The sequence below is a fragment of the Streptomyces sp. NPDC005492 genome (assembly GCF_040605995.1).
Lineage (GTDB): Bacteria > Actinomycetota > Actinomycetes > Streptomycetales > Streptomycetaceae > Streptomyces.
Genome location: NZ_JBEXDX010000006.1, coordinates 273,127 through 289,111 on the forward strand (window position 1 = coordinate 273,127; position 15,985 = coordinate 289,111).

18 protein-coding genes are annotated in these 15,985 nt (G+C 69.9%); 13 read left to right on the forward strand and 5 right to left on the reverse strand.

Features of this window, described 5'->3' with window-relative positions; genetic code table 11:
• Positions 1–153: 153 nt before the first annotated feature.
• From ABZT04_RS11770 to ABZT04_RS11790, 5 genes are read left to right on the forward strand one after another with little or no spacing between them, the layout of a single operon-like run.
• A complete protein-coding gene (locus tag ABZT04_RS11770) occupies positions 154–1,680 on the forward strand; it encodes an ATP-binding protein (RefSeq protein WP_356055637.1) in 1,527 nt (508 codons plus the stop codon).
• A gap of 39 nt (positions 1,681–1,719) precedes the next feature.
• Positions 1,720–2,157: a roadblock/LC7 domain-containing protein gene (locus tag ABZT04_RS11775; RefSeq protein ID WP_043677397.1), complete on the forward strand. Its 438-nt coding sequence runs from the start codon at positions 1,720–1,722 to the stop codon at positions 2,155–2,157.
• A 2-nt stretch (positions 2,158–2,159) separates the two neighbouring features.
• Complete coding sequence (locus ABZT04_RS11780; RefSeq protein ID WP_356055639.1) at positions 2,160–2,537, forward strand: DUF742 domain-containing protein; 378 nt, start codon at positions 2,160–2,162, stop codon at positions 2,535–2,537.
• On the forward strand, positions 2,515–3,117 hold the full coding sequence (locus tag ABZT04_RS11785) for an ATP/GTP-binding protein (RefSeq protein ID WP_356055641.1): 603 nt from the start codon (positions 2,515–2,517) through the stop codon (positions 3,115–3,117). The genes ABZT04_RS11780 and ABZT04_RS11785 overlap by 23 nt, the downstream gene beginning before the upstream one ends.
• Before the next feature lie 31 nt (positions 3,118–3,148).
• Entirely contained in the window at positions 3,149–3,745 is a 597-nt protein-coding gene (locus ABZT04_RS11790; RefSeq protein ID WP_356055643.1) for a GAF domain-containing protein, read from the forward strand.
• An 85-nt stretch (positions 3,746–3,830) separates the two neighbouring features.
• Here the strand turns inward: ABZT04_RS11790 and ABZT04_RS11795 are convergent, their stop codons facing one another.
• On the reverse strand, positions 3,831–5,066 hold the full coding sequence (locus tag ABZT04_RS11795; RefSeq protein ID WP_356055645.1) for an acyl-CoA dehydrogenase family protein: 1,236 nt from the start codon (positions 5,064–5,066) through the stop codon (positions 3,831–3,833).
• Positions 5,067–5,493: 427 nt separating this feature from the next.
• Complete coding sequence (locus ABZT04_RS11800) at positions 5,494–6,363, reverse strand: helix-turn-helix transcriptional regulator (RefSeq protein WP_356055647.1); 870 nt, start codon at positions 6,361–6,363, stop codon at positions 5,494–5,496.
• 165 nt (positions 6,364–6,528) lie between these two features.
• Between ABZT04_RS11800 and ABZT04_RS11805 the strand changes: the two genes are divergently transcribed.
• Positions 6,529–7,398: an SDR family NAD(P)-dependent oxidoreductase gene (locus ABZT04_RS11805; protein ID WP_356055649.1), complete on the forward strand. Its 870-nt coding sequence runs from the start codon at positions 6,529–6,531 to the stop codon at positions 7,396–7,398.
• 31 nt (positions 7,399–7,429) lie between these two features.
• Here the strand turns inward: ABZT04_RS11805 and ABZT04_RS11810 are convergent, their stop codons facing one another.
• Positions 7,430–8,041: a DUF1963 domain-containing protein gene (locus ABZT04_RS11810; protein WP_356055651.1), complete on the reverse strand. Its 612-nt coding sequence runs from the start codon at positions 8,039–8,041 to the stop codon at positions 7,430–7,432.
• Positions 8,042–8,115: 74 nt separating this feature from the next.
• Between ABZT04_RS11810 and ABZT04_RS11815 the strand changes: the two genes are divergently transcribed.
• A complete protein-coding gene (locus ABZT04_RS11815) occupies positions 8,116–8,496 on the forward strand; it encodes an antibiotic biosynthesis monooxygenase (protein ID WP_356055653.1) in 381 nt (126 codons plus the stop codon).
• A 188-nt stretch (positions 8,497–8,684) separates the two neighbouring features.
• Here ABZT04_RS11815 and ABZT04_RS11820 read toward each other — a convergent pair whose 3' ends face one another.
• Positions 8,685–9,560: a PhzF family phenazine biosynthesis isomerase gene (locus ABZT04_RS11820; RefSeq protein ID WP_356055655.1), complete on the reverse strand. Its 876-nt coding sequence runs from the start codon at positions 9,558–9,560 to the stop codon at positions 8,685–8,687.
• Positions 9,561–9,639: 79 nt separating this feature from the next.
• Here ABZT04_RS11820 and ABZT04_RS11825 point away from each other — a divergent pair, with 79 nt between their 5' ends.
• The 5 genes from ABZT04_RS11825 (at position 9,640) to ABZT04_RS11845 (ending at position 13,653) form a co-directional block, all read left to right on the forward strand.
• A complete protein-coding gene (locus ABZT04_RS11825; RefSeq protein ID WP_356055657.1) occupies positions 9,640–9,981 on the forward strand; it encodes a metalloregulator ArsR/SmtB family transcription factor in 342 nt (113 codons plus the stop codon).
• Positions 9,982–9,984: 3 nt separating this feature from the next.
• The gene (locus ABZT04_RS11830) at positions 9,985–10,491 is read left to right on the forward strand and encodes an SRPBCC family protein (protein WP_356055659.1); all 507 of its coding nucleotides are present in this window, start codon (positions 9,985–9,987) and stop codon (positions 10,489–10,491) included.
• Positions 10,491–11,159, forward strand: a complete 669-nt coding sequence (locus tag ABZT04_RS11835) for a dihydrofolate reductase family protein (RefSeq protein ID WP_356055661.1) — start codon at positions 10,491–10,493, stop codon at positions 11,157–11,159. The genes ABZT04_RS11830 and ABZT04_RS11835 overlap by 1 nt, the downstream gene beginning before the upstream one ends.
• A 348-nt stretch (positions 11,160–11,507) precedes the next feature.
• Complete coding sequence (locus ABZT04_RS11840; protein ID WP_356055663.1) at positions 11,508–12,677, forward strand: MFS transporter; 1,170 nt, start codon at positions 11,508–11,510, stop codon at positions 12,675–12,677.
• 160 nt (positions 12,678–12,837) lie between these two features.
• The gene (locus tag ABZT04_RS11845; RefSeq protein ID WP_355901570.1) at positions 12,838–13,653 is read left to right on the forward strand and encodes an SAM-dependent methyltransferase; all 816 of its coding nucleotides are present in this window, start codon (positions 12,838–12,840) and stop codon (positions 13,651–13,653) included.
• A gap of 15 nt (positions 13,654–13,668) precedes the next feature.
• Here the strand turns inward: ABZT04_RS11845 and ABZT04_RS11850 are convergent, their stop codons facing one another.
• The gene (locus ABZT04_RS11850; protein ID WP_356055665.1) at positions 13,669–14,574 is read right to left on the reverse strand and encodes a helix-turn-helix transcriptional regulator; all 906 of its coding nucleotides are present in this window, start codon (positions 14,572–14,574) and stop codon (positions 13,669–13,671) included.
• A 311-nt stretch (positions 14,575–14,885) separates the two neighbouring features.
• On the opposite strand from ABZT04_RS11850, the gene ABZT04_RS11855 reads away from it, so the two are divergent.
• Positions 14,886–15,980, forward strand: coding sequence for a substrate-binding domain-containing protein (locus tag ABZT04_RS11855; RefSeq protein ID WP_356055667.1), 1,095 nt, complete (start codon positions 14,886–14,888; stop codon positions 15,978–15,980).
• The last annotated feature ends 5 nt before the right edge of the window (positions 15,981–15,985 follow it).

A 15,985-nucleotide genomic window follows, 5' to 3' on the forward strand; every position in this document is an offset into this window, starting at 1 on the left:
ATCCCCTCCTATGCTGTGCCCTCGGAGCCCGATCGAACGGCTGGATCGGGCTCCGCGCGGAACAGACATGCCCGGTCCTCCGTCCAGGACGGACCATCGGATTCGGCCACTCGGTCACGTTCGGTCCGGCTCGCCGTTCTGCCCGCCGCCGCCATGGCGATCCTCGCCACTGCCGTCGTCCTGATCGTCCTGCGCACGCAGAGCGGATCCGCCGACGGGACCACCTGGACGGTGCTCGCCGTCGCCGCCGTCCTCGGCTGCGGAATCCTGGTCGGTGGCGTACGGCTCGGGCGTGCCGAGGCCACGGGGATATCGCAGCAGTACGCGTCGCTGCGCCACACGGTCGCCACGGGTCAGTCGGAATTGCAGGAGGTGCTCCAGCGGCTGGAGCGCGGTGAGCCGGTGGCGCAGGTGCCGTTCACCCACCAGCCGCCGTCGGGGAACGACCCGCTCGGCCGCCTCACGTACGAGATAGGCGTGGGCCTGTGGCAGGCCCGTACCGTCGTCGCCCAGACCGCGCAGCTCGCCCGGGCCTCCGCGCCGGACAGCGAGGAGCGCGTCGAGGTCTTCGTCAACCTCGCCCGGCGCCTGCAGTCCCTGGTGCACCGCGCGATCAACATGCTCGACCAGCTGGAGAACGAGGTCGAGGACCCGGAGCTCCTCAAGGGCCTCTTCCACGTCGACCACCTCGCCACCCGTATCCGCCGCCACGCGGAGAACGTGGCCGTGCTCGGCGGCTCGGTCTCACGCCGGCAGTGGACCCGCCCGGTGACGCTGACCGAGGTGCTGCGTTCGTCGATCGCCGAGGTCGAGCACTACTCCCGGGTCAAGCTGGTCCCCCCGATCGAGGGCACGCTGCGCGGCCACGCCGTCGCCGACGTCATCCACCTGCTGGCCGAACTCGTCGAGAACGCCACGACGTTCTCCGAGCCCCAGACCCAGGTCCTGATGCGCGCCCAGCGGGTGACCGCCGGTCTCGCCGTCGAGGTCGAGGACCGCGGCCTCGGCATGCCCGCGCAGGAGCAGGACCGTATCAACGCGCTGCTCGCCGAACCGGACCGCATCGACATCAGCAAGCTTCTCGCCGACGGCCGGATCGGTCTGTACGTGGTCTCCGCGCTGGCCCGCCGGCACGGCATCGCGGTCCGGCTGCAGAGCAACATCTACGGCGGCATCCAGGCCATCCTGGTCATCCCGCGCGGACTGATGGGCGAGGAGCCCGGCGAGGTGTCCGGCCAGGGGCACCACCCCCAGGCGGTCGCCGAGATGTCCCGGCCGGCCCAGGTCGCCCCGGCCCACCACACCGCCGTACAGGGGGCGCACGGTCAGCCCGCCGCTCCGCCGCCCACGTTCCGGCAGCCGCTGCCCCCGGCCCGCTCCGCCGACGCGCCGATGCCCGCGGCGCAGCAGCACCAGCAGCGCCCGATGACCATGGAACCGGCCGCGCCGCGTGAGCGCGGGTCCGTGCCGTACGGCAGGGATTCCCGGGACGAGCGGCCGCGGCTGCCCCAGCGGCACGCCCAGGAGCACCTCGTACCGGAGCTGCGTGACGGTCCGGCACCGCGCAGGACCGAGGAACAAGAGGTCGAGCACGATCCGGGACTGATGGCCATGTTCCGGCGCGGAGTCAGCCTCGCCGACAACGAACCCGACGAGCCTCCCACCGACAGCGCTCGCTGACCCGCAGGCTCCGTTACTCGCATCAAGGAGAAGAACGCCATCGTGAGCGACATGCACGCCGGCCAGCAGAACCTCGACTGGCTCCTGGCGGGACTCGTCCAGAGGGTCCCCTACACCCGCAGCGCAGTGCTGCTGAGCACGGACGGCCTGGCGAAGGCGGCCGACGGCCTGGAGACGGCGGCCGAGGCCGAGCATCTGGCCGCCCTCGCCTCCGGTCTGCACTCGCTGGCCCGCAGCGCGGGCGCGCAGTTCGCCCAGGGCGCCGATGTGCGGCAGGTGGTCGTGGAACTGGACAGCGCCCTGCTGTTCGTGTGCGCGGCCGGCTCCGGCGCCTGTCTTGCCGTACTGGCCGACCGGGAGGCCGACGCGGCCGTCCTCGGTTATGAGATGGCCATGCTGGTCAAGAGCGTCCGCCCGTATCTCGCCACGCCGGTCCGACAGCAGGGGGCCGGTTCGTCGATGGATCCGAGGCGCTGACCATGTCCGACGCGGAGGACGGGTCGTGGCTCGACGACGAGGCAGGGCGGTTAGTACGGCCGTACACCGTGAGCAACGGTCGTACCCGTCCCTCGGCGCACCTCGACCTGCTCACCCTGGTGATGGCCACCGGTACCAGGCCGCAGAGCTATCTGGGGCCCGACTACGACCAGGTCCTGACCCTGTGCGACGCACCCATCTCGGTCGCCGAGGTGGCCGCGCATCTGCGGCTGCCCGCTGTGATCACCAAAGTTCTGCTCTCCGACCTCGTGACGCACCAGGCGCTCGCCCTGCGCTCGCCGCGTGCCGTCGAGGCGGCCTCCCCGACCGACCGAAACCTCCTGGAGGCGGTGCTGCATGGGCTACGCAAGCGGCTCTGACCCCTTCCCCACCGCCCTGAAGATCCTCATAGCCGGGGGCTTCGGGGTCGGCAAGACCACGTTCGTCGGCGCGGTCAGCGAGATCGAGCCGCTGAGCACCGAAGAACTGCTGACCTCGGTCAGCGCCCGCACCGACAGCCTGGTGGGCGTCGAGGACAAGTCGACCACCACGGTGGCGATGGACTTCGGCCGGATGACCCTGGACTCGGACCACGTCCTGTATCTGTTCGGTACGCCCGGGCAGGAGCGCTTCTGGTTCATGTGGGACGAGTTGTCGAACGGCGCGCTGGGCGCCGTGGTGCTCGCCGACACCCGCCGGCTGGACCACTGCTTCGCCGCCGTCGACTTCTTCGAACGGCGTGGCATCGGCTTCATCGTCGCCGTCAACGAGTTCGACGGCTCCTACCACTACGAGTCCGACGAGATCCGCGCGGCTCTCGACCTCAAGCCCGACGTACCCGTCGTCATGTGCGACGCCCGGCAGTGCAACTCCGGGACCCGCGTGTTGATCGCACTCGTACAGCATCTGCTCGCCACGACTCCCGGCACCCCGCCCGCGGAGCTTTACCCGTCGCGTTGAGCCACGCTCGGCGCGACCGAATGGAGCCTGCATGTCAGCCCCGGTTCCCTACAACACCCAGACCTCGTACGACCCGACCAGCCATCTGCTGCTCACCCCCGAGGACCGGGAAGCGGCCGCCCGGGTGGCGCGGCTGCGTGAACTCGGCCTCGGCGAGGCGCCGATCGCGGAGTTCGACGAGTTCGCGCGCAACCTCGCGCATGTCACCGGCGCGCCCTTCTCGATGGTCAACTTCATCGACGAGAACCGTCAGTACTTCGCGGGCCTGTACGCCGGTGGCCGTCCGGGGGTGCAGTTGGAGCCGGACCAGCAGGCCGAGGTCGGCCGGACGATGACACGGGACCAGGGGTACTGCCCGCACGTCGTCGTCCGGAAGAAGGCGCTGGTCCTGGAGGACGTCTGCGACTACCCGCGGTTCGCGGGCAACCGGGTCGTGGACGAGATAGGCATCCGCTCGTACATGGGCGCGCCGCTGATCGACTGGAAGACGGGGATGGCCCTGGGCACGATCTGCGTGGTCGACACGGACACCCATCCCTGGGGCCGGGAGGGCCTGGCGACGATCAAGTCGCTGGCGCAGCAACTGGTCGACCGGCTCCACCAGATGGAGACCCGGGGCGGGATCTGAGCCCGCGGCCGACGCGGACGCCGGGGCTGGGGGAATTCAGGACGGGAGCCGCGGGCACGACGCTGTGTCCGTGGCTCCCCGGTGTTCAGCCCGCGTGCCCGGCCGTCTCCAACTGCCCCAGACGGCGCTGGGGTTGGACGGTCCGCACGAGGTCGGCCAGCCGCTCGGACCACTGGCCCTTGGCCGTACCGAGGGCCACCTCGCCCAGCCGGAGGAGCTGGATGTCGGAGGTGCCTGCGGGGGCGTAGATGTGATGGGCGTCGCGCAGATAGCGCTCCACCGGCCGGTCGGTGAACAGGCCGCTGGCGGCGTGGATCTCCATGCTGTCACGGGCCGAGTCGACGGCCGCCTCGACGTTGAGGAGCTTGGCGTTCATCAACTCCGCGTCGCAGGACAGCCCTTGGTCGAGGAGGTGGACGGCGTGATAGGCGGCCAGCCGGGCCGTCATCAGGCGGGACTTCATCCTGCCCAGTTTGAGTTTGATGTTGGTGAGGTCGCCCAGCGGTGCTCCGAAGCGCTCGCGTTCGATGCACAGCGCCGTCGTCTCCTCGAAGGCGGCCTGGTGGATGCCGAGGGACACGGCCGTGAGGTTGGGGCGGCCGTAGAGGATGCTGGAGGAGTAGGCGACGGCCAGGCCCTGGCCCTCCTCGCCGAGCCGATTCGCCGCCGGTACACGGCAGTTCTCGTAGATGATCTCGCCGAAGCTGAAGCCGTGCAGGCCCATGGCGGGCTGCTGTTCGCCGAGTGAGAAGCCGGGGCGGTCGGACTCGACGAGGAAGGCCGACAACCCCTTGGAACCCTCGCCGGTGCGCACGACCACGCCGTGCACGTCGCCGACGTGGCTGTTGCCGACGAAGACCTTGCGGCCGTTGAGGATGTAGTCGTCACCGTCCCGGACGGCGGTGCTGCCCATGCCCAACACATGGCCGCCCGACTCGGGTTCGGTGACGGCGATGGTCGGGAGGCAGTCGCCGGCGGCGATGCGCGGCAGCCACTTCCGCTTCTGCTCCGCGTTCCCGAAGTGGATGATTTTTGCCACACCGAGCTGGGAGGCCTGAACCATGGCTCCCATAGCACCGCATACCCGGGCGAGTTCTTCGATGGTGATGGTCTTCGCCAGGTGCCCGGCGCCCATTCCGCCGTACTCTTTCCCAATGGTCACGCCGATCCAGCCCTGCCGGGCGATGAGACTGGACAGCTCGTGCGCCACGGTGCGGGATGTCTCCATCTCCGCTATCCGCGGGCGCACCTCCCGTTCGGCGAACTCTCGCACTCGTTGGCGCAGGTCCTCGTGCCACCCGCTGGTGAAGTAGCGTTCCACAACCCCTCCTGCACGCTGCCTCCGTGTCGGGCTTGATCCGGAGGTCGTTCGTCGGGCAGTGGTTCGTCGCCCTTGGGCGCCTGCCCGAAATATTGTCTACTTGTCGACCCATCTCAGCCAAGATCACGTTACTAGGTTGACTGAAACCCGGCGTCTTGCCGGGACTCCCAACTGTGCGATATGCGCCACGAGATGGCCTCTTCCGGACATGTTACGAAGAGAAACCGACCAAGGCCGAACAAGCCGCACCCAATACGGACAGAGGCCTGCCCACCAGGCACGTGCCGAACGGGCAGGACGTAGGTCACATCGACAATCAGTCACGTTCTGTCTGACTGATAAGAGGGCCTGTGCGGGACCTGTGGCCACGATCGAACGGCGAACATCAGCCACCACCCGGGAGATTTGTCGACCACCTCTTCGGGCGTCACTCGGTGTCGACGGCGAACCGTTCGGTGCCCAGCACGGCGAGGAGGGCGAGTTTCTCGTGGCTCTCGGTGCCCGGGGTGGCGGTGAAGATGAGCAGCGACTGGCCCTGGTCGGGTTCCAGGAGGAGTTGGCAGTAGAGCTCCAGCCGTCCGACCTGGGGGTGGACGAACCGTTTGGTCTCGCTCCAGCGCAGGCCCACCTCGTGGCGCTCCCACAGCCGGGCGAACTCCTCGCTGTCGCGCAGCAGGACGTCCGCCAGGTTCGCCGCGGCGGAGCCGGGCCCGTCCCGGGTGACGGCCGCGCGCAACAACGCCGCGTTGGTACGGCTGTTGTCGTCGTGCTGCTCGGGGTCGTACCGCTCACGCTCGACCGGGTCGGTGAACCAACGGTAGGTCGCGCTGCGGGAGTTGCCGGTGTACTGGGTCTGCTCGCCGAGCAGGGCCACCGCGGACGGCGTCTGCAGCAAGGTCTCGCCCAATGGGCCCATCACCTGCGCGGTGGCGCCGGCCAAGCCGTCCATGACCCGCATCAGACCGGGGCTCACGTGCTGAAGTCGTAGGTCACGGCGGGCAGTTCGGTAGCCGGCGAGCAGGAACAGGTGATCGCGCTCGGCCGGGGTCAGCCGCAGTCCTCGGGCGATGGCCGCGACCATCTGCTCCGAGGGCTGCGGACCGTCGCCGCGCTCCAGCCGGGCGAAGTAGTCGGCGGACATGGCGCACAGCTCGGCCACCTCCTCGCGGCGCAGGCCCGGAGCACGCCTGCGCGGTCCGCGGCGCAGCCCGACGTCCTCGGGTTGCAGCGCCGTACGACGAGTGCGCAGGAAGGCGCCGAGGGACGAGCTGTCGAACGTGTGGTCCATGGTCCTCATCGTTGGCGATCCGGCGCGGCTTAGCCACGACCTCTCAGTCAGTGGTTGCGCATGTCCTTCCAGCGCCCGTGGTGCGGCGAGTTCACTGGCGATGCGATCACCGGTCACGGCAGAGCGACCACGGGGAACCCGCCACCGCGCACCACGGACAATGGAGCAAGTCCTATGACGAGTACGCCCAGTTGGACCGCGAACGACCTCCCGGACCTCACCGGCCGGACAGTGGTGATCACCGGTGCCGGGCGCGGCCTGGGTCTGATCACGGCACGCGAGCTGGCTCGTGCCGGTGCCCGCGTCGTGCTCGGCGTACGCGACCCCGGCAAGGCCCGACGCGCCGTCGCCGACCTGCCCGGCGCCTTCGACATCCGGGCGCTCGACGTCTCGGACCTGACCTCGGTGCGAGCCTTCGCCGACGCCTGGTCCGGCGACATCGACATCCTGATCAACAACGCCGGTGTGATGGACATCCCCGCCGCACGCACCGCCGACGGCCTCGACCTCCAGACCACCACCAACTACACGGGTCCCTTCCTCCTGACCACCCTGCTGCTCGACCACATCACCGACCGCGTGGTGCATGTCACCAGCGAACTGCACAAGCAGGGCAGGATCGACCTGGCCGACCTCGACTGGCGAACCCGCAGGCACAACGGGATGCAGGCCTACCAGGCGTCGAAGCTCGCCGTCGTCCTGTTCTCACTGGAGTTGCAGCGCCGCCTGACCGCCGCCGGCAGCCCGGTTCGCTCGGTGCTCGCCAGCCCGGGCATCGCCCGCACCTCGCTGGCGGCCCACTCCCGGTCGAACGTCATCAACCGGTTCACGTTCCTCACCAACGCGCCGGAGCGTGGGGCGCTGTCCCTGCTCTACGCCGCGACCCAGGACGTCCCCGGCAACTCCTACATCGGGCCGGACGGCCTCGGCGGCTTCCGAGGCGCCCCCGCCCTCCGCCGACCGGGCAAGGCCGGCCTGGACGAGACCCTGGCCGGCCGGTTGTGGGACGCGACCGCCGACCTCGTCGGGGCGGTGCCCCGGTGAGTTGCGTGGAGGCCGCCGACCAGGTCGCGGATCAGGTCTGCTGCTCGAACCGAAGGTCGGCGTACCGTCGCGCGGAGTCGAGGAGAGCTTCCTCGAAACTCTCCAGCGCCTCCCTCGCGTTGTCGCCGTCGCCGTCCACGAACGCGCAGGTCTCCGGACCCTCTTCCCCGTCCTGCTCGATGCTGAGCCCGGGCACGGGATAGAGGGTGCGTGGTGCGTAGACCTTCGTCTCCATGGTCTTGTCGCTGAGTTCGTAGGTCGCGGAGCGGTCCGAGGTGCGTGTCCCGGCGGGGACGTGGAGCACCGCGGAGCGCTCGGGCGGGTACGAGATCTCGGTGAAGAACAACAGGTGGCCGTCGGCGGGGAGTTCGATGTCCAGGACATCGCGGGGCAGGGCCGCGCAGCCGACGCTCAGCATGAGTGGCTCGCGTCCTTCGGGCCAGTCCACGCCGTCCGGCAGCGCGGGCAGCCCGCCCGTTCGTGCGGCGGGGTGGATGTGTTCCCGCAGGGACTCGGGCACCTCTGTGTCCCGCACCAAATAGAGGCACGGCCGGCACCGGGCCAGTAACTCCCGCGCGACGGGACCGGGAACGCCATGCTCGGCCGCCGTCTTGAGAAGGAGCGCTTCGCCGATCGATGTCATGCCCGCGATCGTGCCATGGGCCACTGACAAGACCCGTCGGGATCATCGGGCGCTTTCTCCCTTACCGTGACGCCATGAGCGATCACCCCGAAGCACCTGTCGCGCCCGTCGAGGCCTATGAACCCCCTTACTACGCCGCCGTGTTCACCACGGTGCGCACTCAGGAGCAGAGCGGCTACAGCGAGACCGCCGCGCGCATGGAGGAACTGGTGAAGGACATCCCCGGGTACCTGGGGATGGACCATGCCCAGACTCCCGGCGGGCTCGGCATCACGGTCGGGTACTTCCGCGACGCCGACGCCCTCACGGAGTGGCGGACCAATGCCGAGCATCGCGCGGCGCAGAAGCGCGGGCAGGCCGAGTGGTACGAGAGCTACACCCTGCATGTGGCGAAGGTCGAGCGGAGCCACGGGTTCACCCGAACCCGGGCCCCGGAGAGCCCGGCAGCGGACTGACCGACCGATGTCACCTCGGCGACCGTCCCGCAGCCACGAACTCGCGCGGAACGGTGGTCATGGGCACGGGGACCAGCCGGTGCACGGGAGCCGGAGCCGGAGCCGCTCCGGTTCCGGGTCAGCCGACAACCCGGCTCATGAGCCCGTTCCGGGAGCCCCGCGTCCGCAACGCCACAGCGCCGCACGCGTCAGCCGATACGCGCTCCCGCGCCGCCGACCCGGACCCGCGGGTCACCGGCGCGCAGTGTCACGGTGAGTTCCCCGGGGCGGCCCAGGTCCTCGCCCTGGTGCAGAGTGAGCACGGCGTCCTCGGGGACCAGGCCCAACTCGCAGGCGTACGCACCGAACGCGGCGGCCGCGGCGCCGGTCGCCGGGTCCTCGACGACGCCGCCGACGGGGAACGGGTCACGGACGTGGAAGACGGTGGCCGACTCCCGCCACACCAACTGGACCGTGGTCAGGTCCAGTTGGTGCATCAGGGCTTCGAGGCGCGTGAAGTCGTAGGCGAGATCCGCGAGTCGGGCGCGGGTCGCCGCCGCGAGAACGAGATGGCGGGCGCCGGCGAAGGCGATCCGGGGCGGGAAGGCCGGGTCGAGATCGGCCCGCGGCCAGTCGAGCGCGGCGAGCGCCTCCTCGAGATCAGCGGCGGCGATCTCTTCCACACGCGGCTCGACGCTGGTGAGCGTGGCCCGGAGGGTCCCGCCCTCCTCGGCCACCACCACCGGCACTGCGCCCGCGCGCGTCGAGAACACCAGCTCCCCCGGACCGATCCGCTCGGCCAGCGCGACGGCGGTCGCGACGGTGGCGTGCCCGCAGAACGGCACCTCCGCCTTGGGACTGAAGTAGCGAATGCTGTAGGCCCGCCCGTCCTGACCGCCGAGTCCCTCCGGCGGCGCGGTCAGAAACGCGGACTCCGAGTACCCGAGCTCGGCGGCGATGGCCAGCATGTCGCCGTCGTCCAGGGCGGTGGCGTCCAGGACGACGCCGGCGGGGTTTCCCCCGGAGGGGTCACTGGAGAAGGCGGTGTATCGCAGGACCTCGGGGCGGGGCGCGTTCGTCGTCATGGCAGGGGGAACGCGGGGTGGGCCAACGGCAATTCCCACCCGCCTTGACGCATGCCGATATAGGCATACGATGGCTGCCATGGCACGAGCAGCGACGACGTCGGACGCGTTCAACGCGATCGCCGAGCCGCAGCGCCGGGACATCCTGGTGCTGCTGCGGGCAGGCGAGCGGCCGGTGACCGATGTGGCCCAGGAGTTGGGGATGAGTCAGCCGGGGGCGTCCAAGCATCTGCGGGTGCTGCGGGAGGTGGGGCTGGTGCGGGTCCGCGGGGTGGGCAAGCAGCGCCTCTACGGCCTGGACGCGCGCGGGCTGCGGCCGATCCACGAGTGGGTCGGCGGATTCGAGCGGTTCTGGAACGAGAGTTTCGACCGGCTGGACACCTACGTGCAGGACCTCAAGCAGACACGGCAGGAGGGATGACCGATGACAGGGGCAGAGCGGGAAACACGGGCGGATCCGGCGACGGCCGACCGGGAGATCGTGATCTCCCGGGTCATCGACGCCCCGCGGGAGCTGGTGTTCGGGGCGTTCACGGAGGTCCGGCATCTGTCGCGGTGGTGGGGTCCGGAGGGGTTCACCACCACCACGCGGTCCTTCGAGTTCCGCGAGGGCGGGGCGTGGGACTTCGTGCTGCACGGGCCGGACGGGACCGACTACCAGGAGTGGATCACCTGGACCGAGATCGTCCCGCCGGAGCGGATCGCACTGCTGCACGGTGAGTCCCGCGACGACCCGAACGCCTTCGAGTCGGTCCTGACCTTCACGCCGGACGGCGCGGCGACCCGGATCGTGATGCGCACGCTGTTCCCCACCAGGGAACTGCGCGACGAGGCGGTCGAGAAGTACCACGCGGTCGAGGGCGGCCGGCAGACCCTCGGCAGCCTCGCGGCCTACGTCACCGATCTCGCGCGGAAGGAGGCGGAGGGCTGATGGCCGGGAAGGTGTTCTTCAGCGTGTCGATGTCGCTGGACGGCTTCATCGCGCCCGAGTCCGTGCCCGTCGAGGAGGAGCTGTTCTCGCCCGGCAGGCAGGACGACCCGGAGGTCCGGCGCTGGATGGCGCAGTGGACGGAGTTGCAGAAGTGGGTGTTCCCGCTGCGGTTCTTCCGGGAGAACCTGAAGCTGGGCGAGGGCGGCGAGGAGGGACGCGACAACGACATGGCGCGGGAGACGTTCGAGCGCACCGGCGCGAGCGTCATGGGCAGGCGCATGTTCGACCTCGGCGAGCGGTCATGGCCGGAGGAAGCGCCCTTCCACACCCCGGTCTTCGTCGTGACCCACACCAAGCGTGACCCGTGGGAGCGGCCCGGCGGCACCACGTTCCACTTCGTCGACGACGGCATCGAGCACGCCGTCGACCGGGCCCGCGAGGCCGCCGGCGACCGCGACGTCCGCATCGCCGGCGGCGGCGCGACGATCCTGGAACACCTGAACGCCGGCCTGGTCGACGAGTTCTCGATCACGCTGTCACCGGTGCTGTTCGGGTCGGGGACCCGCCTGTTCGACGGTGTGGACGCGTCCAGGATCGCGCTGGAGCCGATTCGCTCGGAGCCGTCGCCACGGGTGACGCACCTGACCTACGCAGTGCACCCGAGGTAGGCGCACCACCACTCCACTCCGGCGACCGAGCACCTACGGCGCACCCGCTCGAATCAGCGGACCGCCCTGGCCTACTGCACCCAGCCGCTCATGCTCCTGTGCCCCGAGGGCCACCCGACGTCGTCGCCATCCGCAATCCAGCCTGCGGCCCCGTCTCCGGGAGGCCGTCGGAGCCACGCACGGCGCGGTCGCCCCGACCTCCGCCGCGCCGACGGCACGCCCATCCATTCGCCGTCGCACACCACCGACCGCCCCTCACACCTTCGCGCCCCCGCCCTTGCCCCACACCCCGCACCCCCCTAGCCTGATTTTGTGCCGCAGATAAACAAATCCCGTATGCACAACGCCGTGCCGGGCACCCAAACCGACCTCACCCGCCTCCGCGTCACCCTCACCGCCTTCTTCGCCCTCGACGGCTTCATCTTCGCGGGCTGGGTCGTCCGCATCCCCGCGATCAAGGCGCAGACCGGCGCCTCGGCCAGCACTCTCGGTCTCGCCCTGCTCGGTGTCTCGGCCGGAGCCGTCATCACGATGATGCTCACGGGCCGTCTCTGCCACCGCTACGGCAACCACCAAGTCACCGTCGTCTGCGCCGTGTTGCTGTCCCTGAGCGTGTCGCTGCCCCCGCTCACCCACTCTGCGCTCACCCTCGGCCTCGTGCTGCTCGTCTTCGGCGCCGCCTACGGAGGGATCAACGTCGCGTTCAACAGCGCGGCGGTCGACCTGGTCAGGGCCCTGCGGCGGCCCATCATGCCCAGCTTCCACGCCGCGTTCAGCCTCGGCGGGATGGTCGGCGCCGGGCTCGGCGGACTGGTCGCCGGTACCCTCACCCCCACCCAACACCTGCTCGGCCTGACCGTGCTCGGCCTGCTCGTCACCGCCGTGGTCGGCCGTAGCCTGCTGCGCCTTCAGCCCCCGGAGCCCCCCGAGGGCTCGTCGAAGGAGCCGGCCCCGGCCCGCCGACTGGACGCCCGTACCCGCGGTCTCGTCATCACCTTCGGGCTCATCGCCCTGTGCACGGCTTTCGGCGAAGGTGCCCTGGCCGACTGGAGCGCCCTGCACCTGGAGCAGGACCTCGACGCCACGGCCGGCGCCGCCGCGATCGGCTACTCCTGCTTCGCGCTCGCCATGACCGCCGGCCGGCTCAGCGGCACCCGACTGCTCGAACGCCTCGGCCGGACCCGCACCCTCGTGTCGGGCGGCACGGTCGCCGCACTCGGCATGCTGCTCGGCGCGCTCGCGCCCTCCCTGTGGGCGGCCGTCCTGGGCTTCGTGATCACCGGGCTCGGCCTCGCCAACCTCTTCCCCGTCGCCGTCGAGCGCGCCGGCACCCTCGCCGGCCCCGACGGAGTCGCGATCGCCTCCACCCTCGGCTACGGCGGCATGCTCCTGGGACCCCCCGCCATCGGCTTCATGGCCGACTGGTACTCCCTGCCCGCCGCCCTCACCAGCGTGGCCGTGCTGGCCGCCACCGCCGCCCTCGTCGGATTCCTCACCCGGCACGCGGCAGAGCGCTGATTCCGGTTCACCAGGGGCGGCAAACAAGCCAACTGGTAGCCGAACACGGGCGGTTGGGGCCCCCGAGACACATGGGCCGAGCCGTGGGGGAATAACGTGGGCCTCCACGACCGGTGTTCGACCATGTCGTGGTTCTCACCACATACGCACAGGAGCGTCCATGACCGATGAGGCAGAGAACTCCGAGCCGGATGCGCTCTCCAGGTTCGACACGACCGTGCCGCAGTCGGCCCGGATCTGGAACTACTGGCTGGGAGGGAAGGACAACTACGAAGTCGACCGGGTCGCCGGTGACGCCTTCCGGGAGATCTTCCCCGGCATAGAGACCGGAGCCCGGGCCGCCCGGTACTTCCTCGCCCGCGCCGTCCGTCATCTGGCCGCCGAGGAGGGCATCCGCCAGTTCCTGGACATAGGCACCGGGCTGCCCAGCGTGGACAACACCCATGAGATCGCGCAGCGGGTGGCCCCCGAGTCCCGGATCGTCTACGTCGACAACGACCCGCTGGTGCTGGCCCACGCCCGCGCGCTGCTCTCCAGCGCCCCGGAAGGGGTCACCAACTACGTCGACGCCGACCTGCGCGACCCGGACACCATCGTGCGGGAGGCCGGGAAGACGCTGGACTTCGACCGGCCCGTCGCCCTCATGCTGATGGGCATCCTCGGTCACATCGAGGACTACGACGAGGCGCGCTCGATCGTGCGGCGACTGGTGGCCGCCCTGCCCTCCGGCAGCTACCTCGTGCACTACGACAGCACCGACACCAGCGAGGCCTACGTCGACGCCATCCGGCAGTACAACGAGGGCGGTTCGATCCCGTACATCCTGCGCAGCCCCGAGCAGATCGCGGGCTTCTTCGAGGGTCTGGAACTGCTCGAACCGGGCGTGGCGTCGTGCTCGCGCTGGCGTCCCGACGACAGCGCCTGGGGCCTGCCCGCGGAGGTGCATCAGTACGGCGGTGTCGCCCTCAAGCGCTAGGTTCCGCCCGGTGGTTCAGGTCTCCTGAAGGATGCGATGCAGGATCGTCGGAGTCTCGTCCGGCGATTCGGCCTCCACCACCAGGCGGTTCATGACGTCCCAGTAGCACTCGATCTCGTCCGGCCGGTCGGGATAGAGGGCGGTGACACGCTGCTCCAGGTAGACCATGTCGGGCAGCCGTCCGCCGGGCAGGCGCAGGATGGTCACCGGACCGGCCTCCGCCGCGTGGCCGCCGGCGCGGAACGGCATCACCTGGACGGTGACCTGCGGGAGCCGGCAGATCTCGATGAGATGCCTCAACTGGGCCCGCATGGTGCGGATACCGCCCACCGGGCGCCGCAGGGCCGCCTCGTCGATCACCGCCCAGAGCTGTGCCGCCGGCCGACGGCGCAGGATCCGCTGCCGGGTCATCCGCAGCCTGACCCGCCGGTCGAGTTCCGCCCCGCCTGCTGCCGAGTGGGCGAGCCGGAGAGAGGCGCGCGCGTAGTCGGCGGTCTGCAACAGGTGGGGAACGCGCTGGACTTCGAAGCAGCGGATGAGACTCGCCGCCTGTTCCGCCCCGAGGTAGGTCTGCGTCCAGGTGGGCACCACGTCGTTGAAGTACTGCCACCAGGCCGGTGAGTTGGCCTCCTCGGCGAGGGTCAGCAGGGTGGCGCGCTCGGCCTCGTCCGTGACGCCGTAGAGGGTGAGCAGGTCGGTCACGTCACGGAGTTTGAATCCATGGCGACCGGCCTCCATCCGGCTGATCTTGGACCGGGAGGCGCGGATCCGCTCGCCCGCGGCCTCGCGGGAGATGTCCCGCCCTTCCCGTAGTTCGCGCAGCCGCGCGCCCAGCACCAGGCGCGGCACCATGGGACCGGCCGACAGCCCGTCCAGGATCCCGTTGCCGGGCAGTGTGGGTAAGGCGTCGTCGGAGCCCATGAGCGATCTCCCTGCGGTGAAACACGGCCTTGCGCGCAGGCAAGCTGAGACCCGCCATCCTAGGGGCAGTTGAGCCGCACGATCTCCGAGTCACGGGAATGATCTCGGCCTTTGTGATCAGGTCGCCACGCACCCCGTTTCCTATATGATTTCGCGCTCGGTCAGGTCGACCCTGACGCCGGGGCACCACATCCCGCGAAGCGTTAGTCCCGCACCCACCACACCACTTCATGCCGCAAGCCTTGACGGGCGCGGGTTCCTCCTCCACGATCGCCGCATCGATTTCCTATCTGATTTCGCAGGGGTGGGGCATGCGTTTCCCAACCAGATCTGTTCTGCCGGGAGTTGTCGCGGTCGTGTTGCTGGCTACGGGGACGGCGGCCTGCACCTACCGGAACTCGGGTGCCTCGTCCGGGAGTCAGGCCGCGCCGACCGCACGGACGGGCGGCGGTGGCGCCGATCTCGTGGACGGCTCCGGGACCAAGGTCGCCCTCGTGCCCGGTGGCGCCCACCCGTACTTCCAGCCGTGGAAGACCGCGGGCGCCGCCGCGAAGAAGACGTACGGTCTCGGTGCCGTCGCCTTCGACGAGACGGCGGAGTGGGACCAGCAGAAGCAGAACAACCTGCTGTCCACGCTGGCGGCCCGCGGCTACAACGCGTTCGGGGTGTTCGGCGTCTCCCCCACCGACATCAACTCGACCTTCGCGGACCTCAAGTCGCAGGGTTTCCCGGTGGCTTCGCTGGGTTCCTGCCCCGCCGGTGACAAGGACGAGGCCGACTTCTGTCTCTCCACGGACGTCCAACTCGCCGCCTACAAAGCCGCGAAGGCGGCCATCACGGCCATGGGCGGCCGCGGCACCCTGGTCCACCTGACCGGCAACAACGTCGACGCCAATACCCAGTTGAGGATCAAGGGCGTCGCCCAGGCCGTGAAGGAGACGGGCGGCAAGGTGAAGCTCCTGCAGACCATCACCGACATCGACACGGACCTCCAGACCGCGCAGAAGGCGGTGTCCGACCTGATGGCGGCCAAGGGCGGTCAGATCACCGGCATCGTCGCCACCGCCTACAACCCGGCCGTAGCCGCCGCCGACGTCGTCAAGTCGTCCGGGTCGAAGGCGAAGGTGATCGCGATCGACGACGACGCCAAGATCCTCAGCGGCATCAGGCAGGGCACGGTCACGGCCACCGTGGTGCAGAACCCGGCCGGTCAGGCCGAGATCGGGACCTGGGCCCTGGCACTGCTCCAGACGAAGCAGTGCACCGTGCGCTCGCCCGGTGTCGAGGTGGACTCGGGTTCGTTCGTCGTCACCAAGGCGAACGTCGCCGGCTACGACAAGGCGCGGCAGGCGAAGACCGCGCAGTTGAAGCAGGAGTTCGCCGACAAGATCCTCTCCTGCGGCTGATGGCC